The organism is Nitratireductor basaltis (assembly GCF_000733725.1).
Lineage (GTDB): Bacteria > Pseudomonadota > Alphaproteobacteria > Rhizobiales > Rhizobiaceae > Chelativorans > Chelativorans basaltis.
Map to the genome: position 1 here is coordinate 941,927 of NZ_JMQM01000001.1, position 25,844 is coordinate 967,770.

Sequence of the window (25,844 nt, forward strand, 5' to 3'; positions counted from 1 at the left end):
CAATCTTTCACTATTCAAGCTAAGCCGCCTGATCTCTTGAAGCGCACTTCGAGTGCTACGAGGACGGCAGTTGAAACTGTGGTTCGCTGTATTGGCGTCAGGCCAACGGCAATGCGAGACCGAATTTGGTCACACCACGCCACGCGAATGGATTGGAGCGATGGTTCAAGCACGTGAACACTGGTCCTCGAAGATGGGGTTCATCCTTGCCGCAGCAGGATCTGCTGTCGGCCTTGGGAATATCTGGCGTTTTCCCTATGTCACCGGCGAGAATGGTGGTGGCGCATTTCTCTTGATCTACCTGGCCATCGTTTTCACGATCGGACTTTCGCTGCTGGTCGCCGAGCTTCTGATCGGCCGCTCAACCCAGCGTGATGCCGCGCGGGCCTTCAAGGAGAGTGCAGGCGGTGCCTGGCCACTGGTGGGCTATATGGGCATTCTCACCGCATTTCTCATCCTGTCCTTCTACATCGTCATCGCCGGCTGGACCGTTGCCTATACGGTGAAGTCACTGACGGGTACGATCCTGGCGAGCGGGACAGAAGAGGTGGGGGCCGTGTTCACCGGCTTTATCTCCGATCCGATCGAGCCGGTGATCTACACGGCGATATTCCTGGCGCTGACCGTCTTCGTTGTTCTTGGTGGCGTTGCCAGCGGTATCGAGCGCGCCGCTCGCTATCTGATACCGATCCTGTTCATCATTCTGCTGGTTCTGGCCGCGCGTTCCGTAACGCTGGACGGTGCGGGCGAGGGGCTTTCCTTCTTCCTGAAGCCGGATTTCTCGAAAGTGGGTTGGGACACGTTTCTTGCCGCACTTGGGCAGGCCTTCTTTTCCCTGTCACTGGGCATGGGCGCGATGATCACCTATGGCTCATATATGCGCCGGGACGATGCGATCGTGGGATCTGCGGCTTCCGTTGCGACACTCGATGCGCTCGTGGCCGTGCTCGCAGGTTTCGTCGTGCTGCCGGCTGTTTTCGCTTTTGGTGCCGAGCCGTCCGCCGGCCCCGGTCTCACCTTCATCACATTGCCATCGATCTTCGCGCAGATGCCCTTCGGCGCATTCTTCTCCGCGTTGTTCTTTTTCCTGCTCGCCATCGCAGCCTTGACCAGCGCGGTCGCGCTGTTTGAGGTCGTGGTTTCATACTTCTCGGCAGGAGATCCTGCGCGGCGCAAGCCGGTGACGCTGTGGGTCAGCCTTGCGAGCTTCGTTCTAGCCATTCCGACCTCGCTCAGCATGGGTGTCTGGTCCGGCTATACGATTGGTGGCAAGCCGCTGCTTGATGCTCTGGACTTCTTCACCAACAACATCACCATGCCACTGGGCGGCCTGCTGATCGCGATCTTCGCTGGTTGGGTGCTGCGACGTCAGGTGGTGCAGGAACTTGGAGCCAGCGGCACGCTGGTCGGTGCATGGCAGTTCGTCATCCGCTTCGTTGCGCCTGTGGCCATCGCGGTGATCCTGATTGCCGGGCTGATCTAGCAATCATGTGAACCGGAGAGTTCGCGAGAGGGCGTTGCGGGCGATCGCAGCGCCCTTTCTGTTCAGGAATTGAGTCTGACCCCGAGACGCCCGGCAAGTTCCTGTATGAATTGCCATGCCACGCGGCCCGAGCGGCTGCCTCTCGTGGTCGCCCATTCGAGCGCGTCGTGCCGCCACTCACCCTGTGCAACCGGCAATTCATAGAAGGCTATGTAGCCTTCGAGCATGGCCAGATATTCATCCTGGGAGCATTTGTGGAAGCCAAGCCAGAGACCAAAGCGATCTGATAGCGAGACCTTCTCTTCGACGGCTTCAGCCGGATTGATCGCGGTTGAACGTTCGTTCTCGATCATGTCGCGCGGCAGCAAATGCCGACGGTTGGAGGTCGCATAGAAGATCACGTTTTCCGGCCGTCCTTCCACGCCCCCCTCCAGCGCGGCCTTCAGGGACTTGTACGAGCTGTCGTCAATGTCGAAGGACAGATCGTCGCAGAACAGGATGAACGCGAAGCGTGCCTGGCGCAGATGGTGCATGAGCTGCGGGAGTGTGTCGATATCCTCGCGGTGGATCTCGATCAGCTTCAGTCGCGAGGCGACTTTGTCGTCTTCATTCACCGCGGCATGAACGGCCTTCACGAGTGAGGACTTGCCCATGCCGCGCGCACCCCACAGCAGTGCATTGTTTGCAGGAAGACCGTTCGCGAAACGGCGGGTATTTTCCAGCAGCAGGTCGCGCGCACGGTCTACACCCTTGATCAGGCTGATGGAAATGCGGTTTACGTGTTCAACGGGTTGCAGTTCGGCGCGCTCCGGTTGCCAGACGAAACAGTCAGCCCGATCGAAGTCGGGGACAGCCTGTTCGGGCGGTGCCATCCGTTCCATGATGGACAGCAGTCGATCCAGCTTTGCGTTCAGTGTGGTCAGAGCATCCTGCGCCATTTGATGGTTACCTGTCAGTGGTTCGTACCGTGCGGTACGGTTTTCCACGGATGTGAAGTGGTTGCAAGCCACGCAGTTGCGCAGGAAAGCCTGTGTGCGGCTGTCGCATGGAGTTGCAAAGCGTTACTGAACATCTATATTCCGCCCAACCTTTACGGGGGCGCACAAGCGGCCTTTTCTTCATCAATTGCGGGAGTTCAAGATGTTCGTTACACCGGCTTATGCCCAGACTGGCGCAGGCGCACCGGATATGTTGGTCAGCATTCTGCCCTTCGTCCTTATTTTCGTCATCATGTACTTCCTCATCATTCGTCCGCAGCGTACGCAGATGAAGAAGCGCCAGGAGATGCTTGCCAATATCCGCCGCGGTGACACCGTGGTGACGGGTGGCGGCCTGGTTGGCAAGGTTTCCAAGGTGGTCAACGACACCGAGCTCGAAGTCGATCTCGGCGGAGGCAACAAAGTGACGGCTCTTCGCTCCATGATCGCGGATGTGCGTGTGAAGGGCGAGCCGGCCGAGAAAGCCGCCAACAAGTAGGCCCTCAGGCTTCGGGACGAGATATGGCGGCGGTGCAGCACCGCCGCTTTTGGCAATCAGGAAGAGGCAGCATGTTATATTTCCCTCGCTGGCAAACGGTTCTTATCTGGCTGGCGGTGGCGCTGGGCATAGCCTATGCCGCGCCCAATATTCTGCCTCAGACCTGGTTCTCCTCAATGCCGACCTGGGCTCCGAAGCAGCCCATGACGCTTGGTCTGGACCTGCAGGGCGGTTCGCATATCCTGCTGGCGCTCGATCGCGACGAATTGACCGAAGAGCGTCTTGTTTCGGCACGTGATGATGTTCGCCGTTCGCTGCGTGAAGAACGCATCGGCTATACCGGCCTTGCCATCAATGGCCAGGCGGTTCAGGTGCGGGTGCGCGATGCCTCCCAGCTCGATGCTGCACGGGAAGCACTTTCCGAACTCACCCAGCCCGTTTCCAGCGGTGTTTTTGGCTCTGGTGCTGTCGCCGAGTTCTCGCTCAGCGAGCCGGAGCAGGGGATCCTGCGCTACTCGCTTACAGAGCAGGGTATCGAGTACAGGCTGAACTCGGCCCTGTCCCAGTCCATCGAAGTGGTCAGCCGCCGCGTGAACGAGCTTGGTACGACCGAGCCCGTCATTCAGCGTCAAGGTGACGACCGCATTCTGGTTCAGGTGCCCGGTCTTCAGGATCCGGAGCGCCTGAAGGAGATTCTCGGCCAGACGGCCAAGCTGACATTCCAGATGGTCGATCAGTCCATGCCTGCGCAGGAGGCCATCGAAGGTCGTCCGCCGGTCGGCACGAGCGTGATGTATTCCACGGATGATCCGCCCGTTCCCTATGTTATCGAAGACCGCATCATCGTTTCGGGTGAAAACCTCGTCGATGCGCAGGCGAGTTTCGACCAACGGACGAACGAGCCGGTCGTTTCCTTCCGTTTCGACACACGAGGGGCAACGGGCTTCGGTCAGGCGACGCAGGAAAATGTCGGTCGCCTCTTTGCCATCATTCTAGACGGGCAGGTGATTTCCGCTCCACAGATTCGAGAGCCTATCCTGGGCGGAAGCGGTCAGATCTCGGGCAATTTCTCGGTTCAGGGCGCAAACGACCTGGCGGTTCTACTGCGCGCAGGCGCGCTTCCCGCTACCCTGACCGTCATCGAGGAACGTACGGTCGGGCCGGGCCTTGGCCAGGACTCGATCAATGCCGGCAAGATTGCCGCAATGATCGGCGCTGTCCTCGTGGTCGCCTTCATGATCATCGCCTATGGTACGTTCGGTGTATTTGCCGTGGTCGCGCTTGGCGCCAATATCGCCTTGATCATCGCCCTGCTTTCGGGCCTTGGCGCTACGCTTACCCTGCCTGGTATCGCCGGCATCGTGCTCACCATGGGCATGGCGGTGGATTCCAACGTGCTTGTGTTCGAGCGTATCAGGGAGGAACGCGCTAATGGGCGCTCGCTGATCCAGGCGGTCGATTCCGGCTTTTCCAAAGCGCTTGGCACCATCGTTGACGCCAATGTCACCACCCTTATCGCGGCTATCATCCTTTTCTATCTGGGTACCGGTCCCGTACGCGGCTTCGCCGTGACGCTGGCAATCGGTATCGCAACGACGGTGTTCACGGCCTATACGCTCACGCGCTGGCTCGTTGCTCAGTGGGTGAAGCGGCAGCGTCCGAAGGAGTTGCCGCGCGCACCGCTCAACCTGCTCCCCGGGGCGACTTCCATCGGTTTCATGTGGCTGCGCCGCATGACCTTCACATTGTCGGCCATTGCGTCCATAGCAGCGCTCGCGCTCTTCATGACGCTGAACATGAACTATGGCATCGACTTCAAGGGCGGTTCGGCCATCGAGGTGCAGGCGAGGCAGGATGTCGCCGATATTTCGGACATCCGCTCACGCCTGTCCGAACTCAATCTTGGAGAGGTGCAAGTTCAGGAATTCGGCAATCCGAAGGACGTTCTGATCCGCGTCCAGGCACAGGGCGGTGGCGAGCAGGCTGAACAGACAGTCATCACCAAAGTCCGCGATGCGCTGGAAGCCGACTACGACTTCCGCCGTGTCGAAGTGGTTGGCCCGACGGTTTCGGGTGAACTCGCGCGGGCCGGCACCATCGCGGTTCTTGTCTCGCTTTTTGCGATCCTGATCTATATCTGGCTGCGTTTCGAGTGGCAGTTCGCGGTGGGTGCGATCCTTGCCACCACCCACGACGTGGTGATGACGATCGGCTTCTTCGTGATCACCGGCATCGAGTTCAACCTGTCGAGTATCGCCGCGATCCTGACCATTGTCGGTTACTCGCTGAACGATACTGTGGTGGTCTACGACCGCATTCGTGAAAATCTGCGCCGCTTCAAGAAGATGCCGATGCCGCAACTTCTCGATCTGTCGATGAACCAGACGCTGTCGCGTACGATCATGACCTCGGTCACGACACTTCTGGCTCTGATCGCACTCTATGCGTTCGGTGGCGAAGTCATCCGCTCCTTCACGGCTGCCATGATCTTCGGTGTGCTTATCGGCACCTATTCCTCGATCTTCGTCGCTGGTCCTCTTCTCATCCTGTTCCGTCTGCGTCCAACGGGCGCAGCAGCAAAGGATGCGGAGGAGAATGGTGAGGAGGTCGCGGTCAAGGGATGAGTGGCGGTATCGAAATGCGAGAGGCGCATTTCCCCGGGAAAGCGCCTATCGAAGCCTATGGCAATGGCGGCTTCCGCTTCGCCGATATGAGCCATCGCGGCTCGCTGCTCTGCCTGCCATCGGGTATACATGGCTGGAAGGCCACGGATGCGAGATCGCTGGACCTTGGCGATTTCCAGTCGGTCCTGGCCGAGGCTGAGGAGATTGACATTCTGCTGGTGGGTACAGGGCGCGATCTCTTGCACCTGCCACAAGGCTTGCGTGACGCCTTGCGCGAAAAGGGCATAGCGGTGGAGACAATGGCGACTGGTGCTGCGGTGCGCACATACAACGTCTTGCTCGCCGAGGAACGGGCGGTCGCTGCTGCGCTGATCGCGGTCGATTGAGATGGAAGCCCATTTTCTCCATGCCATGGAGCAGGTGCGGGCAGCAGACCCCGAACGCTATCTGAGCACACTCTATGCGCCTGAAGACAAGCGGCCTGCGCTTTACGCGCTATATGCTTTCAACACCGAAATAGGGTCTGTGCGCGACAAGGTCAGTGAACCGATGCCAGGCGAGATCCGCCTGCAGTGGTGGCGCGATGTCATCGCGGATGACACTGAAGCACAGGCAGGCGGTAACCCCCTGGCCGAAGCATTGCTGGCAACGATCAAGCGGCATGAACTTCCTCGCCAGCCGTTTCTGAACATGTTGGATGCGCGCGTTACCGACCTCTATGACGATGCCATTCCTTCTCGCAACGATCTTGAAGGTTATCTGGGCGAGACGCGCTCCGCTCTTATCCAGCTTGCATCTTTGTGTCTGGATCCGCGAATTGCGGGGGAGCATGCCCAACTGGCGGGCCATGCGGGCTGCGCACAAGGCGTGAGCGAGATCATCCGCAAACTGCCGCTACTGTCCCGCCGTGGTCAGAGCTTTATCCCCGCGGACATCCGTGCTGCGGCTGGAGCGGGAGAGGTCGCACTGCACGACCCGGCACAGGCAGCTGCGGCTGAACGCGTATTGGCTGCACTGATCGCGTTGGGTCGTCAGCATTTCTCGACATTCCGCCGCGACAGCGCTTCCCTGCCACAAAGCCTGCGCGCAGCCTATCTGCCACTTGCAAGCACGGGTGCTGTCTTTTCGCGCGCCGAACGGTTGGGCGCGAAAGCATTTCAGGAACCGGTTCGCATCTCCGTTTTGGCGCATCACATCCATTTGTTGCGGAACGCTTTGGGCGGGTGGTAGTGCCGTAATTTCGCCTGTCGCTTGTGCTAGCAGTATGGGCAATATTGTCTGCAATATTGTCGGCAGGGTCATTTCAATGACGATATGGGCTGAAGAAATCGCCTCCACGGGCTGGAAATCGGTGCTGCGCGAAATGCAGGACGGTATCGGCAAGGCTCTGTCGCGGTTTCCCGTGCCCATAGCTTTCCTGAGTATGGCGACGATCAGCGCGTTCATGGAGATCGCGGACGCATCTTTCGCTCTTCCCTGGCGCGGACCCAATGAACTGATGGCCGCTTTCCTCGGCGCTGCCGCTGCTGCACTGGTGTGCACATTGGTGACTGAGGCTCATCAGATCAAAAGAAGCTTTGGTTATCTGAGCGGCCTGCTGTTTGGATTGCTTCTGGGAGCGCTCCTGCTCGATCCAGCCTATCTCTGGGTGCAGGAGTGGTCTCTCGTGGCTGCGCTTGCAGGCTTGATTCTGGTTGCCCCTTTCACTCTGCGGGGAAACAGCAGCCAGTTTTGGATGTTTAGCCTGCGGGTAGCCTTCTCGGTTATGCTGATGGTGCTGGCCTTGCTTCTTTTTGCCGGAGGGACTTCGGCGACGCTTGCGACACTAAGCTTCCTGTTCGGGTTCGATATTGATCAGGGCGTCTATCAGTATGTATGGGCCTTCACGGGCCTGCTGGCCGCACCGGTCTTCGGACTGGGACAACTTCCTCGAAATTTCGACCACGAGCCGCGGCTGAGCCAGATCGGTGCGATGGATCGCGGCATGCGGGCGCTCGGTGACTTCGTGGCTGCGCCATTGCTGATACTCTATGCGGCTATCCTGCATCTCTATGCCGCAAAGATCGTGCTGACGGGCGAATTGCCTGCAGGCCAGATCGGCTGGCTGGTTCTCACCTACGGCTTCTGCCTCTTCGGCACCTTGCTGGTGATCAACCCGTTTCTGGATCTGGCGCGCGCGCCTACGCGGTTCGTTCTTCGCTTCTGGCCTGCGTTTCTCGTGGTGCCCCTCATTCTATTAGCGCTGGCTCTTTGGGTCCGTGTAGCCGCGTTCGGATTTACGCCAGACCGCTATATGGTGATGCTTTTTGGTGGAGTGAGCGCAACGGTGGTTGCTCTTCAACTCGTTCCAACCCTGCGTGGCGACATACGCCTGATCCTTGCATTGCCCGTAGCGGCATTATTCCTTGCCAGTTTCGGGCCACAGGGCGCGCGCGCGGTTTCCGTCGCAAGCCAGGAGGATCGATTCCGAAACGCGATTGCGAATGAGCAGCTTACGCAAGAGCAAGAGCTTCAAGCCTTGGCCTCGTTGCGATATCTGTCTGGTCAGGGTGCGCTTCAACGGGTGACTCCGGTGGCTGCCGAAGGCGAAGTGCTGCCGGATGGCTACGAACAGGTCGCCCGGGCCTACGGCCTTGATCCCGAACTTCGCTATCCCGAACGCGAAAGACTTGTCCTGCGCCGAAGCGAAACGCTTTTGGCGGAAGATCTCGGCGAATATCTGGGAAGCGAGGGATACGGTTTCGACATTTTCCTGCCTCAGCTTTCACTGAGGCAGGATTATCCGGTGGATGTTGCGCTGCCGAGCGGGAAGAACATACGCGTCTCGCTGGCGGAAGACTCGATCCTGCTTGAAACGGAGAACAATTCAGCTCGATTTCATGTTGCGGAACAGGATGTTGCCGCACTTGAAGATCGCGATTCGCGGGTGCTCCGCTTGATTGGCGAGGATGAGGAGCGTGAAATGCTCGTCATCCCTGCATTCGCGTTCGTATCGGCTGATGGAAGGTTACAAACTTTCGAGACGCTTGTGTTCCTGCGCGGGCAGGATTGGGATTGACTATTCCGCAGCCGCAGCCGGTTGTGGCAAACCGAGCCAGCTGCGTGCATCAGCCAAGGCGCGTGCACTCAGCGCATGTTTGCGTGCGAGGCTTTTTTCCTTTCCGCGCAGACGTTTGCCTTCCGGCTTCACGATTTCCACGGGCGGGAAGAGCCCGAAATTTACATTCATGGGCTGGAAGGAGCGTTTCCCGGGTTCGTCATCAGAGATGATGTGGCCGCCGGTTATGTGGTTGAGCAACGCGCCGAAAGCAGTAGTTGCAGGCGGTGGGGTGAGAGTTTCACCCTTTCGCGCCGCCGCGGCAAAGCGCCCTGCGAGCAGGCCCATTGCCGCGCTCTCCACATAGCCTTCGCAGCCGGTGATCTGACCTGCGAATCGTAGGCCATCGCGGCCCTTCAGCTGAAGTGTACCGTCGAGCAGAGCAGGCGAATTTATGTAGGTGTTGCGGTGAAGCCCGCCAAGGCGGGCGAATTCCGCGTTCTGCAGGCCAGGAATTGTCCGGAAGATCTCGACCTGTGCACCATATTTCAGCTTCGTCTGGAAACCGACCATGTTGTAGAGCGTGCCCAGAGCATTGTCCTGGCGCAACTGCACGACGGCATAAGGTTTTTCATCGGGCTTGTGAGTATTGGTGAGGCCCATCGGTTTCATTGGACCGTGACGCAGGGTTTCTGGCCCGCGCTCTGCCATCACTTCAATCGGCAGGCAGCCGTCGAAATAGGGGGTACCCTCCCATTCCTTGAACTGGGTCTTCTCGCCGTCAAGAAGCGCCTGAATGAACCGCTCATACTGCTCCTTGTTCATGGGGCAGTTGATGTAGTCCTTGCCGGTACCACCGGGGCCGACCTTGTCGTAACGCGACTGGAACCAGCAGGTGTCCATGTCAATGGAATCGTAATGCACGATGGGCGCGATGGCATCGAAAAAGGCCAGAGCTTCCTCGTCCGTATGCCTGCCGATCGCCTCTGCCAGTGAGGGAGCGGTGAGTGGGCCGGTGGCGATGATCGCCTGGTCCCATTCCTCAGGCGGAAGGTCAGTGACTTCCTCGCGCACGAGCTCGATCAACGGATGTTCCTGCAGTGCTTTTGACACCGCATCCGAGAAGCCGTCGCGGTCGACAGCCAGTGCACCGCCTGCAGGGACCTGATTCGCATCACCGCTTGCCATGATGATCGAGCCGGCCATGCGCATTTCCGCATGAAGAACGCCGACCGCATTCGCAGTGGCATCATCGGAGCGGAAGGAATTGGAGCAGACAAGCTCGGCGAGGCCGTCTGTCTTGTGCGCGTCGGTGCCGCGAACGGGGCGCATCTCGTGGAGGATGACCGGTACGCCGGCCTGCGCGATCTGCCAGGCAGCTTCGGAGCCGGCCAGGCCGCCGCCAATCACGTGAACTGGCTTGTATGGGGAGCTGTTTGTCATGTGGGGGAGATAGGCAAAAGCGAACGGTAATGCAATTCACATGTGTGCCGCATGAAACGTCCGATAAAAAAACAACACCCGCCGGGGGAGGAGGTCCGGCGGGTGTCGTTTTTGTCGACCAGCTATCGGGAGGAGGAGAGAGCTGGCCGTATTCGTCAGAATTGGGAGGAGGTAATCCTGACGAAATCTCTTTGTCAGTCCTTAGAGGGACTTGCGTGCAACGAACGGAATGTCGCCGCGGGCGATGCCGAGGTCGTTGAGCTCACGGCTGGAAAGGCGGCTCAGTTCGTTGACGGTCTGACGGTAACGGCGCCAGTTGCGGTAATTGCGAATGATGTTCATCTGTCTTGCTCGCTTCAGAATTCGTGTGGGGTGTTGATCACCCGTTGCGATGGACAGATAAGCCCATTGAGCCATGCGTAAAAGTGCCAATGTTGCATAGCAGCGATGCAGATTGTGCATTGCAACATCAAAGTGTCACAAAGCGGCCTGAGACGCGTCACACAGGTTAAATGAAGATGAAGAATCGATGACGCTCTAGACGGCCGTGGAAGCGTCTCAATGCTGAAGATATGTAAAAAGCTCCCAAAAATCCTTGCACCAGGCCAATTTCCCTTTGAACACACATGGTCAGGTGATATAGAGGCGCGCGCTTTCGGGAGCGTTGGCTGTCGGCAGCGGGTGTGGTGGAACTGGTAGACACGCCAGATTTAGGTTCTGGTGGCGCAAGCCGTGGGGGTTCAAGTCCCTCCACCCGCACCAGACAGAGCCATCCCCGAAACACGGAATTCGGCAGGCTGACCGCAAGGCGCCGTTGGCACGGCCAGTGAGTAAACGCAAAGGTTTGATGAATGCAGGTAACCGAGACTCTCAATTCAGGTCTTAAGCGCGAGATCAAGGTCACCGTGCCGGCCCAGGACCTGGAATCGCGTCTTGTGGCGCGGCTCGAGGACGCCAAGGACAAGGTGCGGCTGAAAGGCTTCCGTCCGGGCAAGGTTCCGCTCAGCCATCTGCGCCGCATGTACGGCAAGTCCTTCATGGCAGAAGTGGTCAACGAGATCCTGTCCGACTCCTCGCGCTCCATTCTTGAAGAGCGCGGCGAGAAGCCCGCCATGCAGCCCGAAATCAACATGACCGAAGACGAGAAGGAAGCCGAAAAGGTTCTCGACGGTCAGGCCGATTTCGAGTTCTCAATGGCTTACGAAGTGATCCCGGCAATCGAGATCAAGGACTTCTCCGGGATCAAGATCGAACGCCCCGTTTATGACGTTTCCGACGAGGAAGTTGACGACCAGGTCAAGCGTATTGCCGACTCCGTCCGCACCTACGAGGACAAGGACGGCAAGGCTGAAGATGGGGACAAGGTCACCATCGACTATCTTGGCAAGATCGACGGCGAAGCGTTCGACGGTGGTGCTGCCGAAGATTCAGATGTTGTCATCGGCCACAATCAGTTCATCCCCGGCTTCGAAGAGCAGCTGGTTGGTCTGAAGGCGGGCGACGAGAAGACCATCAAGGTCAAGTTCCCCGACGAATATGCAGCAGCTCATCTTGCCGGCAAGGACGCCGAATTCGACATCAAGGTGAAGAAGGTCGCAGCGGCGGAAGAACTCGTCATCGATGACGAGCTGGCGAAGAAGCTGGGTCTGGAATCGGCTGACAAGCTGCGCGAAATCGTTCGCGGCCAGCTGGAGAACCAGTTCGGCCAGATGACCCGCCAGAAGGCGAAGCGTCAGCTTCTCGATGCTCTCGACGACCAGTACAAGTTCGAGGCGCCGGAGAAGCTGGTGGAAGCCGAATTCCAGAACATCTGGAACCAGGTGACCCGCGATCTGGAGAATGCCGGCCGCACCTTCGAGGACGAAGACACGACCGAGGAGGAGGCTCGCGAAGAGTATCAGCGCCTTGCCGAACGCCGCGTGCGTCTCGGCCTCGTGCTCGCACAGATTGGTGAAGAGCAGGGCGTGCAGGTGTCCGAAGACGAGATGCAGCGTTCGCTGATCGAATCGATCCAGCGTTACCCGCGTCACCAGCAGCAGGAAATCTACGACTTCTACCGTCAGAACCCGCAGGCGCTCGCCAATATCCGCGCGCCGCTGTTTGAGGAAAAGGTCGTTGACGAGCTGCTTTCCAAGGCCGACGTGACCGACAAGAAGGTGTCTCGTGAAGAGTTGATGGCCGACGACGAGGACGAGGCAGAGGCTGAGAAGCCTAAAGCCAAGGCCAAGAAGAAGGCCGCGCCGAAAAAGAAGGCTGCCAAGGCTGACGACGCCGAATAAGCCCTCCGTCAGGTGCATAGTCGAAAGCCCCTGCAGCCAAGCTGCGGGGGCTTTTTCGTTTGGCACAGGAACAAGCCTTATCTGGTTCTCGATCGATCCGTGCCAGCAGGCCGATAAAGCGGCGGATAGTGGAGGGTGCTGATGAAGCGGGTGATTGACGGCGTTTTCCGTGGCACGCTGAAGACGCTTGGCCCCAAGGCCAGTCCGACGGGCATTTTCAAAGAGCCTGTGAAGGGACCTGTCGCTGTAGGTTCCGAGGGACTTTCCGGTGACCATCAGGGTGATCGCAGAGTTCATGGCGGACCCGAGAAAGCAATCCATCTCTATCCATCGGTTCATTACGCTTCATGGGTGACAGAATACCCTCATCTCGAATCCCAGATGCAGCCAGGCTCATTCGGCGAGAACATATCGGTCGGGTGCATGGACGAAGGTGATGTATGCCTTGGCGACCGGTTCAGGCTCGGGACCGCTGTCGTGGAATTTTCTCAAGGACGACAGCCCTGCTGGAAGCTCAATGCGCGCTTCCTGGAGCCGAGACTAGCGAAAGCCGTGCAGGATACGGGACGCACGGGCTGGTATTTCCGGGTGATCGAGCCCGGAACGGTGTCCGCCGGCGATGCCTTGGAGCTTGTGGAACGGCCACATGGAAGCTGGTCGCTGGCGCGGGTGACGCGTCTTTTCTATGTCGATCAGCTCAATTACGACGCTTTGGAAGAGCTGGCGGCAATCGCCAGTCTTGCAGAAAGCTGGCGGAAGCTTGCCTGTCGGCGTCTGGAGCGTCGTGAGGTGGAAGACTGGAACCGCCGCCTCAATGGTGAGGCTTGAGCACTAGAGCAGGCGCTGGATGTTGCGACCGGCCTTGATGAAGCGCAACGGGTTGATGGGCTTGCCCGACTTGCGGACTTCATAGTGCAGATGCGGTCCGGTCGAACGCCCGCTGCTGCCGACCTTGCCGATGACGCTGCCGGGCGAGACCTTGTCTCCAACGCCGACATCGATCCGGCTCATATGGGCGTATCGCGTGGTCAGGCCATTGCCGTGGTCGATTTCCACCATTCGGCCATAGCCCCCATTCCATCCGGCGCGTATGACCTTGCCGGCGCCGGCCGCCTTGATGGGAGTGCCGGTCTTGCCGCTGAAATCCATGCCTGAATGGTGCGCGCGGCGTCCAAGGAGCGGATCACGCCGCGTGCCGAACATGCTTGTTACACGGGCTCCCGGGAGAGGATTTGCAATGGGAACCTGGCGCGCCGTTTTCTTGAGCTGCTCCAGCGTGTTCAACGCTTCGTCGAGCTCACGGACCTTCTCGTCGAACGGTCCGATCTGGCCGGCAGCAAGGAGGGGGCCGCCAACAGCTTCCGTACCGAAGTTATCCGCAGGACGCACACCGGCTTCTGCGAGAGCCTGCGCAATCTCCTCCGCCGTCTGATAGGCTTCCTCGGCGAGAACCTCCACACGCGCAATCTGTTCGGATTCGATGTCGCGCAGCGAACGGTTTATGGCAACGAACAGACGGTCTGCCTGATCTGCCTCGGATGGCTGCGCACGATCGCGAATCGGCCATCTCATCGCGGACACGGCAGCTGCGGGAGCCGGAGCATAGGCACTGGCGGTAAGTATCGTGGTGTCGACCGTGGTGCCTCTCAGCTGCAGTGATGCATCTTTCTGCGGGCGCGGCGAGGGGAGAGGAACAGCAGTATGCTTGTCTGGCCGACTGCGCTCGAGGATAGGCTCCAGCCTGCCGTGACGCTTTGTCAGCTGCTCCTGACGCTCGATCAGCTTGGAGACCTTGCGTTCCATCAATTGCTGGTCGAGAAGCTGACGGCTCGTGATCCTGTCGACCTGGGCGCGAAGTGTGGAAATACGGTCTTCATAGGCCTGCTGCATGCGCGCCTGGCGCGCCATCGCAGCGCCCATAAGGTCGTCACGGACCACCAGATAAGCAGTTGCCACCAGATATCCGCCAGCGATCACAGCCATTGCCGTACCCGCCAGGGCCGCGACCCATGGGCGGATGGTGAAATGCCGGATCCGGTCGCCCCGCGCGATGATCACCGTGTGGGGCTCTTTGCGTTTGCCAAAGACTGTCGGCTGAATGTTCACGAGACCGTATCACCATAGAATGTTCAACGGTCCCGATTACACCCTGTTAGGGTTAACAAAGCATTTGGCGGCAGGTAGAAATCACGCCGAGGCGTTCAACTCTTCGACCTGCTTGAGCACGGCGTCGACGTGGCCTGGCACCTTGACCTTCCGCCAGGCCTGAATGATCGTCCCGTCGGCGTCGATCAGAAAGGTGGAGCGTTCAACACCCATATATTTGCGGCCATACATGCTCTTCTCCACCCAGACGCCGTATGCCTGGAGGACTTCCTTCTCCGGATCGGAGAGGAGGGTGATCTTCAGATCATGCTTGGTCTTGAATTTTGCATGCTTCTGTTGGCTGTCGGGCGACATGCCCAGAACGACGGCACCCTGCTGTTCGAAATCGTTCAGCCGTTCGGTAAATGCGATGGCCTCTGCCGTGCACCCGCTGGTGTCGTCTTTCGGATAGAAATAAAGCACGACCGGCTGGCCGCGAAAATCCGACAGTTTCACATTATCGCCGCCATCTGCAGTCAATTCAAAATCGGGAGCAGGGCTGCCAATGTCTGGACCGGCCATTGTCTCTACCTCTTGGGCTGTTGCACGAAATGAAAACGAGGGAAAACCCCATGCGGTGGGTCCCTCGCAAGGCTGCACAGATATAATAGCTTCGCCGGATTCGTCCATCGCGAGCGGCAAACTTGAATAACATAGGCTGCCAGTGCGTCGTTGACATCAGATCAGGGTAATCACGAGAAGATCCGCTTCAGTCGCAAGGAGATGCCGCGTTACGAGCAGTATCCCTCCGTTGAAGCGGCACGGGGCGGTGCGCCGGCTTGCCTGCGACGTCCAATACGTGTGCGCCGGTGGTTGGTTGTCCCTGTGCTTGCACTTCTGGCGCTGGTCGTTGTCATACTCGGCGGCATCTGGCTCGTTGGTGTTGATGCGATCGGCAATGAGCGCCTTCGCGCACAGGCTGAACAGGCGCTGACGCGGCTTGCAGGCGTTGATGTCGATGTGGAGCTTGGGCGTCTGCATCTGGGGCTCGGGCGGAGAAGCCTCTTTGCACTCGAGATCAGCGATGTGCGCATCAATCTGGCGCAGACCGGCGAGCAATTGGCGCGAGCCGACAATCTGCGTATCGGCCTCAAGGCCGTCCCCATGCTTTCCGGCCAGCTTGAACTCGGTGCAGTTACCCTCGTCGACGCAGAACTTGCACCCTTCTTCCTTCCCCAGCTTGGTCAGGAGGGGATGGGACCGCCGCAAGGGGCGCTTTCTCCTCAGGAGGTGGAGGCCGCGGTTTTCGGTGCCGTTCAACGTGCTTTTGCAATCACTGACAATTCCGGCCTGCGGCAGCTCGTCCTGCGCAATGTCGGCTTGCGCTTGCGAGATAAAGGGGAGCTGTCGGACCTGACCATCAACCAGCTTGACCTTCTGCGCGTGAGCGAGGACGAGATCACCTTCGCGGGCGAAGCGCAATTTCGCGAGCGCGTTGCATCCTATGAAGGCAGCGCATTGCGAGGTGAGAACGCGACGGCCATTGAAGACCTGGAGCTGAAAGTCACTTCTGACGTTCCCGAAGATCCTCTGCCGGCACCTGGTGGCGGGCTGCAGAGCGTGGGCTCCTACAGTTTCGTCCTCAGCGGCAACAGCGAGGGTCCGGGAGACGGCAGCGGCCGGACCGGGGCGGAGCTTCTACTTGATGCGCAGATCAATGACATTGCCGTGCGTTTCGATGATGATGCCATCAAGGTGGATCAGGTGCGGGTTCGTACCGGCTTCTCCGGCACGGCGGACAAGTTCACACTCGGTGCGCTCGAATTCGACATGGGGCGTTCGCAGGTCAATCTGCTCGGGACTTTCGGGCCCGAGGGCGCTGACAGTTCGCGCTATGCATTCGAGCTTGTTTCCCGCGAATCGCGCCTTGCCCCGGTCGATTCCCCGGAAGCGGCCTTGCCTTTCGGAGCACGAATAGCCGGGACCTTGGATGTTGCGGAGTCGGTGTTGCAGGCCGATTCCATCAACATTCGGACCACCAATGGCGAACTGGTCGCGCGCTCTGCGCTCGACTTCGAACGCGGTTCTTCGCCGGGAATTTCATTCTCGCTTGACGTTGCCAACATGGCGACTTCGCATGTGAAGCAGTTGTGGCCCTGGTTCTCTGCTCCAGGCGCGCGGCGTTGGACCCTGGAGAATGTTTTCGGGGGCGTGATGCAGTCAGGACGCATCTCGCTGGAGGTGCCGCCGGGCCGGCTTGGCAATGGTGTGCCGCTTGGTCCGGATGAAGTCTCAGGACATTTTGAACTTGAAGGTGCACGCTTCGACATTGCGGGTGAAATTCCGCCGGTGCGCAACGGGACTGGCAGCGTTTCCTTTGCAGGAACTGACGTCGAGGTCGCCTTGTCCAGCGGTGTCATATACACGGGCAGTGGACGCACGGTGCAGGTGGCGGAGGGTGCACTGGCAATCCGCTCGGCACATCTCACGCCGCGAATCGGCGATCTGGATATCAAGGTGGACGGGGAGGCCGCCGCCGTTCTGGAACTTGCTTCCTACAAACCCATCGATGCTTCACGATTTCACGATCTCGATCCGGAGGCTCTTTCGGGCCTGGTGCGTGGCCATGTGAAGGCGCGCATCCCCTTGCAGGATGGCATCGATCGCGACGATCTCCCCTGGCAGGTCGAGTTCTCCTTCAATGATCTTGATTTTGCGGAACCTTTTCAGGGGCAGGATATCAAGAATGCCAAAGGCAGCCTTCGCATTCAGCCTGATCGCGCGGAGGTCGAGGCTGAGGCGGCGCTGAACGGCATGCATGCGGTCATCAGCATTCTCGAGCCATTGCAGGAGAGTGATCTTGCCCGCAAACGCGACATAGTGCTGAAGATGGATGACGCCGCGCGCGCAAAGCATCTTCCGGGTCTCAATGATCTTGTATCAGGCCCGATCGAACTGGACGTGAAAGAACCTGAAGCCGGTGTGCGCGATCTGGTCGTAGATCTATCAGCCTCTCGTCTGCAGATACCCTGGATCGGATGGTCCAAGGGCAAGGGCATTCCGGCAACGGCCACATTTCGAATGCGTGACGAGGATGGACGCATCACGCTCTCCGATTTCCGGCTGAAGGGAGAAAGTTTCAACATATTCGGCAATGTGAGTATCGACGACGGTTCCTTGGTCGACGCCGATTTCTCGCAGGTTCGCCTGACGCGGCAGGACGATTTCCGCGCCCGGGTGGTAAAGGAAGGTGCGGGCTATCGCGTAACGGTGCGCGGCAAGGCGATGGACGCGCGAGCTCTTGTGAAGAAGCTTATCGCTCCGTCGAAGGCGGCGGGCGAGGGCGGCGGAAGCTCCAAGGGCAAACGCGTTGCCGTGGATGCGAAGCTGGACCTCGTTCACGGGTTCAAGGGTGAAGCAGTCAGTTCGCTCGATGCGCAATACAGGGTATCGGCGTCAGGGATTGCCACCGGTTCCGTGCGGGCAAGCCACTCCGGTGGCGGCGCGTTCCACATTACCAAGACCGCTGAGCAACAGCAGCATCAGCTCAGTGTTGCCTCAGGCAATGCAGGGGCGCTGGCCCGTTTCCTCGATCTCTACGGAAACATGCAGGGCGGACAGCTTGCGGTTTCCCTGGCAGGGCAGAATCTCGACGCGCTGGCAGGGCAGGTGAATGTCGAGAATTTCTGGATCGTGAATGAGCCGCGGATGGAATCGCTCGTCGCTGCCACAGATGGCGCTGCAAAGGCAGATGTCGACAGTTCTCGCTTGAGCTTCGAACGTGGTGCTGCCCGCGTGGCGATCAATGGCAGTCGACTGGATATCGCCGACGGCGTGCTCAGAGGAAGCCTGATCGGCTCCACCTTTCAAGGCGCATACAACGAAAAGGCGGATATGGTGGAGATCACCGGTACCTTCATGCCGTTTTACGGTCTCAACCGCATATTCGGCGAGTTGCCTGTGATCGGTCAGATCCTTGGCAACGGGCGGGATCGTGGCCTGATCGGGATCACCTACAAGCTCAGTGGCAAAGCCAGTGATCCCGAACTCTTCATCAATCCGATCTCGGCCATCGCGCCGGGGATTTTCCGGCAGATATTCGAATATCGGTGACGGGTGAAGCCGCCTAGCGCGGCTTGACCAGGACGTGCTTCTTGCGGCCTACGGAAAGCTTGATGACCCCGTCCGCGTTCAACGCGCTGTCGGACACGGTGGCGCGGTCATCGTTTACCTGAATATCATTGACCTTCAGTGCGCCACCTTTCACATGGCGACGGGCTTCACCATTTGACGCTGCAAGTCCGGCTTTGACAAAGAGCGCAAGCACGCCGATCCCTTCATCCAGTTCCTTGCGGGGAACATGGATCGAGGGAAGTTCTGCAGCGTGCGCGCCTTCCTCGAAGGTCTTGCGTGCGGTCTCTGCAGCTTTCTCTGCCGCTTCGCGGCCATGAAGCATTGCAGTTACCTCGGTCGCCAGCACCTTTTTCGCTTCGTTGATCTCCGCCCCTTCAAGTGCGGCGAGCTTGGCGATCTCGTCCATTGGCAGTGTGGTGTAGAGCTTCAGGAAACGGCCGACATCGGCATCTTCCGTGTTACGCCAGAACTGCCAGAATTCGTAAGCGCCCAGCAGGTCGGGGTTCAGCCAGACGGCGCCGTCCACGCTCTTTCCCATCTTCGCGCCTGAAGCAGTGGTCAGCAGCGGCGAGGTCACTGCATAGAGCTGCGGCGTGCCCATGCGGTGGCCGAGATCGATACCGTTGACGATATTGCCCCACTGGTCGGAACCGCCCATCTGCAGGCGCACGCCGAGGCGCTTGTTCAATTCGACAAAGTCGTAGGCCTGCAGGATCATGTAATTGAATTCGAGGAAGGACAGCGACTGCTCTCGATCGAGGCGAAGCTTCACCGAATCGAAGGACAACATGCGATTGACCGAGAAGTGGCGACCGACATCGCGCAGGAACTCGACATAGTTCAGGCCGAGAAGCCAGTCGGCATTGTTGACCATGACCGCATCCGTCTTGCCTTCGCCGAAGGTGAGGTAGTTCGAAAAGACCTTCTTGATGCCGTTGATGTTCTCTTCAATGGTGTCCGGCGTCAGAAGCTTGCGCGCCTCGTCCTTGAATGACGGGTCGCCGATCATACCTGTACCGCCGCCCATCAGCGCGACAGGGCGGTGGCCGGTCTTCTGCAGCCAATGCAGCATCATGATCTGCATGAGGCCGCCCACATGCAGGCTCGGAGCCGTGGGATCGAAACCGATATAGGCCGTTACCGTCTCCTTGGAAAACAGCTCGTCCAGACCGCTGTCATCGGAGGTCTGGTGAATGAAGCCGCGCTCGGAGAGCGTGCGCAGGAAGTCGGACTTGAACTCGGACATCGTCTATCGGGTCCCAATGGGGTGGTTGGATGGAGGATTGCGGCGTTTAACACCAGTTCCTTGGCAGAGACAAGCAAGACGGCCTCTGAGTAATCGCCAAGGGCTTTGCGCTTCACCTTGAGTCAGTTGCGAAGATAACTGGCTACAAAAAGAAACGCTTCCGATCGGGTGTTGAAGCCTGATCGGAAGCGCTTGAAGTTCTGATTCCACTGAATGTCTATTTCAGTCGCTTCGGACGCGCCTCGGCCAGTTCACCGTTCAAACGGCGATCCAGATAATCGGCACACTCCTCGATGAGCGTGTCGATCTTGTCCGTATAGAAGTGATTGGCGCCGGGCATCGTCTTCTGGGTAATCGTGATGCCCTTCTGTGACTGCAGCTTGTCGACGAGTGTCTGGACATCTGCAGGGGGCGCAACCTTGTCTGCTTCACCGTGGATGATCAGGCCCGAGGAGGGACAGGGTGCAAGGAACGAGAAATCGTAGGTGTTCGGCTGCGGGGAGATGGACATGAAGCCTTCTATCTCCGGACGGCGCATGAGAAGCTGCATGCCGATCCAGGCGCCGAAGGAATATCCAGCGACCCAGCAACTCTTGGAATCGGGATGGAGCGACTGCACCCAGTCCAGTGCGGCAGCTGCATCGGAAAGTTCGCCCGTGCCGTGGTCGAATGCACCCTGGCTGCGACCGATGCCGCGGAAATTGAAGCGAAGCGTGGTGAAGCCGCGCTGCTGGAACATGTAGAACAGGTCGTAGACGATCTTGTTGTTCATCGTCCCGCCGAACTGCGGGTGAGGATGGAGAATCAGCGCAATGGGCGCGTTCTTTTCCTTCGATGGCTGGTACCGGCCTTCAAGGCGACCGGACGGTCCGGCAAAAATGACCTCTGGCATCGTGTCTCCGTTAGCGATACGCCCGGGGGCAGGGAGCTTGCCTGTGCAAGTTTCGCTCAACCCTTGACGCGGCGCGTGTGCCTCCATAGAAGCTAGTTTAGAACCATTCAAAACTGGCAGCCGAGCTGCGCAATAGCCGCGTAAATAGGACGGCTGGCCCTGCAAATTCAAGGAAATAACGCCGCGGCAGCATGATTCTGTCACGGCCTGAACCGGAAGATGATGTCCAACACGCGCATATATCTCGATCACAATGCCAGCGCGCCTCTGCGTGGGGATGCGCTGCGAGTGATGATCGATGCGCTTCAGGCCGTCGGCAACGCATCTTCCGTGCACGGTGAAGGCCGTAGCGCGCGGCGCATGGTGGAGCGCGCCCGCCAACAGGTTGCAGCTCTCGCGGGCGCCAGGGCGGAGCATGTGACTTTCACGTCCGGCGCCACGGAAGCAGCGACAATGCTGCTGACATCGGAATGGGTGATGGGGCGTGCGCCGCTGCATTTCTCGCAGCTTTATGTCTGTGCGGCCGACCATCCCTGCCTGTTGAGCGGTGGGCGCTTTGCGCGTGACCAGGTCCACGAGCTTCCGGTCGATAATCAGGGACGCCTTGATCTGGAAGCACTCAAGGAAAGGCTGGCGGGCCACGACAAGGCAAAGGGACTGCCGCTCGTGGCGGTTCATCTGGCCAATAACGAGACCGGTGTCCTGCAGCCGGTCAGCGAAATATCCCGGCTTGCGCGAGAACATGGTGCAACGCTTATCCTCGATGCCGTGCAGGCTGCTGGACGAATTCCGCTTGTTGATACAATCGGCAATGCCGATTTCCTCATTCTTTCCTCGCACAAGATCGGCGGGCCGCAGGGGGCGGGCGCGATCATCGGTGCAAGCGATCTCATGATGCCGCGTCCCCTGGTTCGTGGTGGCGGTCAGGAGAAGGGGCATCGCGCCGGTACGGAGAATGTTGCTGCAATCGCAGGATTTGGTGCGGCTGCAGAAGCCGCCGCAGCCGATATCGGACTGATGGGCGAGGTCGAGCATATGCGCGACCGGCTGGAAGCTGCAGTCCTTCGCCATTTTCCTGCTGCCCGTATCCATGGCCGTGGCTCAAATCGCCTGCCCAATACCAGTTTCTTCACGCTGCCCGACGTGAAGGCTGAAACCGCGCAGATCGCTTTCGATCTGGAAGGTTTCGCAGTCTCCGCAGGTTCTGCGTGTTCGTCCGGAAAGGTCGGCCCAAGCCACGTCCTCAGGGCCATGGGCGCTGATGCGGAGGCGGGTGCCATACGCGTCTCGCTTGGCGCAGCGACCAAGGATGAGGAAATCGGGAAGTTCATCACGGTGCTGGAACGTTTCGCCCGGCGCCGAAATGCCAAGGAAACCGCTGCCTGAGCATTCGCTCAACAGCGGATGAAGAAAACTGGAGAAAAACAGACATATTTTCTTCATGAACGGGTGAAAAGGCCCGTTCGAACCATTAAATAGGAGCCAATCGCTCCCGAAATGTGAGAGTGCCGGCAATTTGGCCGGCTTGAATGGAGAACGCCGATGCCTGCAGTGCAGGAGACAATCGATCAAGTAAAAATGATCGATGTTGACCAGTACAAATACGGATTCGAGACCGAGATCGAAAGCGATCTCGCGCCAAAGGGTCTGAACGAGGACATCATCCGCTTCATCTCGGCCAAAAAGGACGAGCCGGAGTGGATGACCAATTGGCGTCTCAAGGCCTTCGAGCGCTGGAAGACCATGCAGGAGCCCGAGTGGGCACGCGTGGATTATCCTGCGATCGATTTCCAGGATCTGCATTATTACGCGGCACCGAAGAACACGCCTGGACCTTCCTCGCTGGACGAAGTCGATCCGGAGTTGCTGCGCACCTATGAAAAGCTGGGCATCCCGCTGAAAGAGCAGGAGATCCTTGCAGGCGTGCGCAAGCCTGGCGAGCCGAGCCCTGCGGATGCCGATGGCGAAGAGAGCGACAACGTCTATTCCTCCGGACGTGTGGCCGTGGATGCCGTTTTCGACTCGGTCTCGGTTGTCACGACTTTCAAGAAGGAACTGGCGAAGGCTGGCGTGATTTTCTGCTCGATTTCGGAAGCCATTCGCGAGCATCCCGAGCTGGTGCAGAAATATCTGGGATCGGTCGTGCCGATGTCGGACAATTTTTACGCGACACTGAACTCGGCGGTCTTTACCGATGGCTCCTTCGTCTATGTTCCCAAGGGTGTTCGCTGCCCGATGGAGCTGTCGACCTATTTCCGCATCAACGAGAAGAACACCGGCCAGTTCGAGCGCACGCTCATCATCGCTGATGAAGGCTCGTATGTGTCCTATCTTGAGGGCTGCACGGCGCCTCAGCGCGACGAAAACCAGCTTCACGCGGCTGTTGTCGAGTTGATCGCCCTGGACGACGCGGAGATCAAATACTCCACCGTTCAGAACTGGTATCCGGGCGACAAGGACGGAAAGGGCGGCATCTACAATTTCGTCACCAAGCGTGGTGATTGCCGCGGCAAAAACTCGAAGATCTCCTGGACACAGGTGGAAACCGGTTCTGCCATCACCTGGAAGTATCCGTCCTGTATCCTGCGCGGCGACAACAGCCGCGGCGAGTTCTATTCGATCGCAGTGTCCAATGGTCACCAGCAAATCGATTCCGGCACCAAGATGATCCATCTGGGCAAGAACACGTCCAGCCGCATCATTTCCAAGGGTATCTCGGCTGGCAACTCCAACAATACCTATCGCGGCCAGGTGTCGGCGCATCGCAAGGCGACCAATGCGCGTAACTTCACCCAGTGCGACAGTCTGCTGATTGGCAATGACTGCGGCGCGCACACGGTGCCTTACATCGAAGCAAAGAATGCCACGGCTCAGTTCGAGCATGAGGCGACCACCTCGAAGATTTCCGAGGACCAGCTGTTCTACGTGATGCAACGCGGCATCCCCGAAGAGGAGGCCATCGCGCTTATCGTCAACGGCTTCGTGAAGGACGTCATACAGGAACTGCCGATGGAGTTTGCCGTCGAGGCGCAGAAGCTTATCGGCATTTCGCTTGAAGGCTCGGTCGGCTGATAGCCGGAAAAAGTTTGGGAAAGAAAAAGATGCTTGAGATCAAGAACCTGCACGCCCGTATCGCCGAAGACGGTACGGAAATCATCAAGGGCCTGAACCTGACCGTAAAGGCCGGGGAAGTGGCTGCGATCATGGGGCCCAACGGCTCCGGCAAGTCGACCTTGTCCTACATCCTTGCAGGTCGTGATGACTACGAAGTGACCGAGGGCGATATCCTCTACAATGGCGAATCCATTCTGGAGATGGATCCGGCAGAGCGTGCGGCCGCCGGCCTGTTTTTGGCCTTCCAGTATCCGATGGAGATACCGGGTGTCGCCACAATGGAGTTCCTGAAGGTTGCCATCAATTCGCAGCGCAAGGCGCGTGGCGAGCCTGAACTGAAGATCCCCGATCTTCTGAAGAAGGTCCGTGAAGCTGCCGGCGAGCTGGAAATGGACATGTCCATGCTCAAGCGCCCGCTCAACGTCGGGTTCTCCGGTGGTGAAAAGAAGCGCGCGGAAATCCTGCAGATGAAGCTTCTGGAGCCGAAGCTTTGCGTTCTCGACGAGACCGACTCCGGCCTCGACATCGATGCGCTGAAGATCGTTGCTGATGGCGTGAACGCGCTGCGTTCGCCGGATCGTGCGGTCGTGGTCATCACCCACTATCAGCGCCTGCTCGACTATATCGTGCCGGACAGCGTGCACGTGCTCTACAAGGGCCAGGTTATCAAGTCGGGTGAGAAGGATCTCGCGCAGGAACTGGAAAAGAACGGCTATGCCGGCATCATCGGCGCAGCAGCCTGAGGTTTGATATGAACATTCAAACACCCGTAAAGCATACGCCTGCCGAGGAAGCGCTGATCGCTTCCTATGGTGCGCGTGCGGCCGACCTGCCAGGTGACGGCAGCGTTACGCTGAAGCGCGACAATGCGGTGGAACTCCTCAAGCGCGGCCTTCCCACCCGCAAGGTGGAAGCGTGGCACTATACGGATCTTCGTCGACTTCTGTCGCAGGTTCCGTCCTTCGACCCGTCGGCCAGTGTCGAAACGATTGAGCCGCTTCTGGCGGGCTCGGACGTTCTGGTCGTCGCGAATGGTTTTGCCAATCGCGACATTGCTCTGGAGCAGGTTTCGGTATCAACGGTTGCGGATAAGCTCTCGGACGGAAGTCTCGCCGAGCTTCTTGGCACCGCAGGCGATGACGACACGGTTTCGGCGATCAATTCAGCACTGGTTTCCGATGGCTATGTCATCGACATCGAAGCCGGGTGCGAGGTCGAGCGTCCCATTGAACTGCAGAACCTGCAGGCCGGCGGTCAGGCCCATGCGCGTTTCGTGGTGAAGGCCGGTGCTGGTGCCAAGGCGACCATCGTTGAACGCCAGACCGGTAGCGGTGAGGCGCTTGTCTCCAGCATCGCGCATCTTGATGTCGCCGATGGTGCCGAGATCACCTGGATCATCGTTCAGGAGCAGCCGGAGAATGTCAGCAATCTCGGCCAGCTCAACCTGACGATTGGCAGCAATGCGAAGGCCACCGTCTTCATCATGAATGCCGGCGGCAAGCTTGTTCGTCAGGAACTGCGTATCGCCGCGAAAGGCGAGGGCAGTGACTTCCGCCTGCGTGGCGTGAACCTGCTTTCTGGCGAAACGCATACGGATGTGACCATGGTTCTCGACCATATCGCACCGGGTACGGAATCGACCGAGACCATCCGCAATGTGGTGACTGGCAAGGCCGAAGGTGTGTTCCAGGGGCAGATCCGTGTGGATCGCGAGGCCCAGAAAACTGACGCCAAGATGGCGTGCAACACGCTTCTTCTGTCGGATGAAGGCAGCTTCTCGGCCAAGCCGGAGCTGGAAATCTTCGCCGACGACGTGGCCTGCGGCCATGGTGCCACAGTTGCCGAGATCGACGAGAACCATCTCTTCTATCTCATGGCGCGCGGCATCGACGAGAAGACGGCACGCGGCCTTCTGGTCAAGGCATTCCTGGCCGAGGTGATCGAAGAACTCGACGACGAGGCTCTGATCGAGGCGCTCGAAGCAAAGCTCGACGCCTGGTTCGCCGAGCACGGCTAATCATGGATCGAGGG

20 protein-coding genes and 1 tRNA gene are annotated in these 25,844 nt (G+C 58.9%); 14 read left to right on the top strand and 7 right to left on the bottom strand.

Features of this window, described 5'->3' with window-relative positions:
* The first annotated feature begins 160 nt into the window (after nt 1-160).
* Nucleotides 161-1,483: a sodium-dependent transporter gene (locus EL18_RS04450; RefSeq protein WP_036480177.1), complete on the top strand. Its 1,323-nt coding sequence runs from the start codon at nt 161-163 to the stop codon at nt 1,481-1,483.
* Between the two features lie 62 nt (nt 1,484-1,545).
* Here the strand turns inward: EL18_RS04450 and EL18_RS04455 are convergent, their stop codons facing one another.
* A complete protein-coding gene (locus EL18_RS04455; RefSeq protein WP_036480179.1) occupies nt 1,546-2,421 on the bottom strand; it encodes an ATP-binding protein in 876 nt (291 codons plus the stop codon).
* 202 nt (nt 2,422-2,623) lie between these two features.
* Between EL18_RS04455 and yajC the strand changes: the two genes are divergently transcribed.
* The 5 genes from yajC to EL18_RS04480 all read left to right on the top strand — a co-directional run bounded on the left by yajC (nt 2,624) and on the right by EL18_RS04480 (nt 8,641).
* Nucleotides 2,624-2,959 (top strand): preprotein translocase subunit YajC, encoded by a 336-nt coding sequence (yajC, locus tag EL18_RS04460; RefSeq protein ID WP_036480182.1) that lies wholly within the window; start codon nt 2,624-2,626, stop codon nt 2,957-2,959.
* Nucleotides 2,960-3,030: 71 nt separating this feature from the next.
* Nucleotides 3,031-5,583 carry a protein translocase subunit SecDF gene (secDF, locus tag EL18_RS04465; RefSeq protein ID WP_036480185.1) on the top strand — a complete coding sequence of 851 codons (2,553 nt, stop codon included), beginning with the start codon at nt 3,031-3,033 and terminating at the stop codon, nt 5,581-5,583.
* On the top strand, nt 5,580-5,969 hold the full coding sequence (locus EL18_RS04470; protein ID WP_036480188.1) for an Mth938-like domain-containing protein: 390 nt from the start codon (nt 5,580-5,582) through the stop codon (nt 5,967-5,969). The genes secDF and EL18_RS04470 overlap by 4 nt, the downstream gene beginning before the upstream one ends.
* A gap of 1 nt (nt 5,970) precedes the next feature.
* A complete protein-coding gene (locus EL18_RS04475) occupies nt 5,971-6,813 on the top strand; it encodes a phytoene/squalene synthase family protein (protein ID WP_036480191.1) in 843 nt (280 codons plus the stop codon).
* Nucleotides 6,814-6,889: 76 nt separating this feature from the next.
* Nucleotides 6,890-8,641, top strand: coding sequence for a DUF4153 domain-containing protein (locus EL18_RS04480; RefSeq protein ID WP_036480194.1), 1,752 nt, complete (start codon nt 6,890-6,892; stop codon nt 8,639-8,641).
* Here the strand turns inward: EL18_RS04480 and trmFO are convergent, their stop codons facing one another.
* Together trmFO and EL18_RS17470 are read right to left on the bottom strand one after the other, a co-directional pair.
* Nucleotides 8,642-10,063: a methylenetetrahydrofolate--tRNA-(uracil(54)-C(5))-methyltransferase (FADH(2)-oxidizing) TrmFO gene (gene trmFO / locus EL18_RS04485; protein WP_036480197.1), complete on the bottom strand. Its 1,422-nt coding sequence runs from the start codon at nt 10,061-10,063 to the stop codon at nt 8,642-8,644.
* 201 nt (nt 10,064-10,264) lie between these two features.
* Complete coding sequence (locus tag EL18_RS17470; RefSeq protein WP_081871090.1) at nt 10,265-10,405, bottom strand: DUF1127 domain-containing protein; 141 nt, start codon at nt 10,403-10,405, stop codon at nt 10,265-10,267.
* Nucleotides 10,406-10,740: 335 nt separating this feature from the next.
* Between EL18_RS17470 and EL18_RS04490 the strand changes: the two genes are divergently transcribed.
* The 3 genes from EL18_RS04490 (at nt 10,741) to EL18_RS04500 (ending at nt 13,170) form a co-directional block, all read left to right on the top strand.
* Nucleotides 10,741-10,825: transfer RNA gene (locus EL18_RS04490), tRNA-Leu, on the top strand.
* 89 nt (nt 10,826-10,914) lie between these two features.
* Complete coding sequence (tig, locus tag EL18_RS04495; RefSeq protein WP_036480200.1) at nt 10,915-12,342, top strand: trigger factor; 1,428 nt, start codon at nt 10,915-10,917, stop codon at nt 12,340-12,342.
* A gap of 141 nt (nt 12,343-12,483) precedes the next feature.
* On the top strand, nt 12,484-13,170 hold the full coding sequence (locus tag EL18_RS04500; protein WP_036480203.1) for an MOSC domain-containing protein: 687 nt from the start codon (nt 12,484-12,486) through the stop codon (nt 13,168-13,170).
* 3 nt (nt 13,171-13,173) lie between these two features.
* Here the strand turns inward: EL18_RS04500 and EL18_RS04505 are convergent, their stop codons facing one another.
* Nucleotides 13,174-14,448, bottom strand: a complete 1,275-nt coding sequence (locus EL18_RS04505; RefSeq protein ID WP_036480206.1) for a M23 family metallopeptidase — start codon at nt 14,446-14,448, stop codon at nt 13,174-13,176.
* 81 nt (nt 14,449-14,529) lie between these two features.
* A complete protein-coding gene (gene bcp, locus EL18_RS04510; protein ID WP_036480209.1) occupies nt 14,530-15,009 on the bottom strand; it encodes a thioredoxin-dependent thiol peroxidase in 480 nt (159 codons plus the stop codon).
* Between the two features lie 150 nt (nt 15,010-15,159).
* Here bcp and EL18_RS04515 point away from each other — a divergent pair, with 150 nt between their 5' ends.
* Complete coding sequence (locus EL18_RS04515; RefSeq protein WP_036480212.1) at nt 15,160-18,540, top strand: YhdP family protein; 3,381 nt, start codon at nt 15,160-15,162, stop codon at nt 18,538-18,540.
* Between the two features lie 13 nt (nt 18,541-18,553).
* On the opposite strand, the gene tyrS is transcribed toward EL18_RS04515, so the two are convergent.
* Both tyrS and EL18_RS04525 read right to left on the bottom strand, forming a co-directional pair.
* Nucleotides 18,554-19,807, bottom strand: coding sequence for a tyrosine--tRNA ligase (gene tyrS, locus EL18_RS04520; RefSeq protein ID WP_036480215.1), 1,254 nt, complete (start codon nt 19,805-19,807; stop codon nt 18,554-18,556).
* A gap of 217 nt (nt 19,808-20,024) precedes the next feature.
* Nucleotides 20,025-20,699, bottom strand: a complete 675-nt coding sequence (locus EL18_RS04525; protein ID WP_036480218.1) for an alpha/beta hydrolase — start codon at nt 20,697-20,699, stop codon at nt 20,025-20,027.
* A 222-nt stretch (nt 20,700-20,921) separates the two neighbouring features.
* Here EL18_RS04525 and EL18_RS04530 point away from each other — a divergent pair, with 222 nt between their 5' ends.
* The 4 genes from EL18_RS04530 to sufD all read left to right on the top strand — a co-directional run bounded on the left by EL18_RS04530 (nt 20,922) and on the right by sufD (nt 25,830).
* Nucleotides 20,922-22,085, top strand: a complete 1,164-nt coding sequence (locus EL18_RS04530) for a cysteine desulfurase family protein (protein ID WP_036480221.1) — start codon at nt 20,922-20,924, stop codon at nt 22,083-22,085.
* A gap of 156 nt (nt 22,086-22,241) precedes the next feature.
* Nucleotides 22,242-23,771, top strand: coding sequence for a Fe-S cluster assembly protein SufB (gene sufB / locus EL18_RS04535; protein ID WP_036480224.1), 1,530 nt, complete (start codon nt 22,242-22,244; stop codon nt 23,769-23,771).
* 29 nt (nt 23,772-23,800) lie between these two features.
* Nucleotides 23,801-24,556, top strand: a complete 756-nt coding sequence (sufC, locus tag EL18_RS04540; protein ID WP_036480227.1) for a Fe-S cluster assembly ATPase SufC — start codon at nt 23,801-23,803, stop codon at nt 24,554-24,556.
* Nucleotides 24,557-24,564: 8 nt separating this feature from the next.
* Complete coding sequence (sufD, locus tag EL18_RS04545; RefSeq protein ID WP_036480230.1) at nt 24,565-25,830, top strand: Fe-S cluster assembly protein SufD; 1,266 nt, start codon at nt 24,565-24,567, stop codon at nt 25,828-25,830.
* The last annotated feature ends 14 nt before the right edge of the window (nt 25,831-25,844 follow it).

Bases quoted from the DNA above. Each gene is read 5' to 3' on its own strand.
- EL18_RS04475 (WP_036480191.1), top strand. From the start codon at position 5,971: ATGGAAGCCCATTTTCTCCATGCCATGGAGCAGGTGCGGGCAGCAGAC.
- EL18_RS04480 (WP_036480194.1), top strand. From the start codon at position 6,890: ATGACGATATGGGCTGAAGAAATCGCCTCCACGGGCTGGAAATCGGTG.
- tig (WP_036480200.1), top strand. From the start codon at position 10,915: ATGCAGGTAACCGAGACTCTCAATTCAGGTCTTAAGCGCGAGATCAAG.
- secDF (WP_036480185.1), top strand. From the start codon at position 3,031: ATGTTATATTTCCCTCGCTGGCAAACGGTTCTTATCTGGCTGGCGGTG.
- trmFO (WP_036480197.1), bottom strand. From the start codon at position 10,063: ATGACAAACAGCTCCCCATACAAGCCAGTTCACGTGATTGGCGGCGGC.
- yajC (WP_036480182.1), top strand. From the start codon at position 2,624: ATGTTCGTTACACCGGCTTATGCCCAGACTGGCGCAGGCGCACCGGAT.
- EL18_RS04500 (WP_036480203.1), top strand. From the start codon at position 12,484: ATGAAGCGGGTGATTGACGGCGTTTTCCGTGGCACGCTGAAGACGCTT.
- sufC (WP_036480227.1), top strand. From the start codon at position 23,801: ATGCTTGAGATCAAGAACCTGCACGCCCGTATCGCCGAAGACGGTACG.
- EL18_RS04450 (WP_036480177.1), top strand. From the start codon at position 161: ATGGTTCAAGCACGTGAACACTGGTCCTCGAAGATGGGGTTCATCCTT.
- EL18_RS04470 (WP_036480188.1), top strand. From the start codon at position 5,580: ATGAGTGGCGGTATCGAAATGCGAGAGGCGCATTTCCCCGGGAAAGCG.
- EL18_RS17470 (WP_081871090.1), bottom strand. From the start codon at position 10,405: ATGAACATCATTCGCAATTACCGCAACTGGCGCCGTTACCGTCAGACC.
- sufD (WP_036480230.1), top strand. From the start codon at position 24,565: ATGAACATTCAAACACCCGTAAAGCATACGCCTGCCGAGGAAGCGCTG.
- EL18_RS04455 (WP_036480179.1), bottom strand. From the start codon at position 2,421: ATGGCGCAGGATGCTCTGACCACACTGAACGCAAAGCTGGATCGACTG.
- EL18_RS04530 (WP_036480221.1), top strand. From the start codon at position 20,922: ATGTCCAACACGCGCATATATCTCGATCACAATGCCAGCGCGCCTCTG.
- tyrS (WP_036480215.1), bottom strand. From the start codon at position 19,807: ATGTCCGAGTTCAAGTCCGACTTCCTGCGCACGCTCTCCGAGCGCGGC.
- sufB (WP_036480224.1), top strand. From the start codon at position 22,242: ATGCCTGCAGTGCAGGAGACAATCGATCAAGTAAAAATGATCGATGTT.
- bcp (WP_036480209.1), bottom strand. From the start codon at position 15,009: ATGGCCGGTCCAGACATTGGCAGCCCTGCTCCCGATTTTGAATTGACT.
- EL18_RS04525 (WP_036480218.1), bottom strand. From the start codon at position 20,699: ATGCCAGAGGTCATTTTTGCCGGACCGTCCGGTCGCCTTGAAGGCCGG.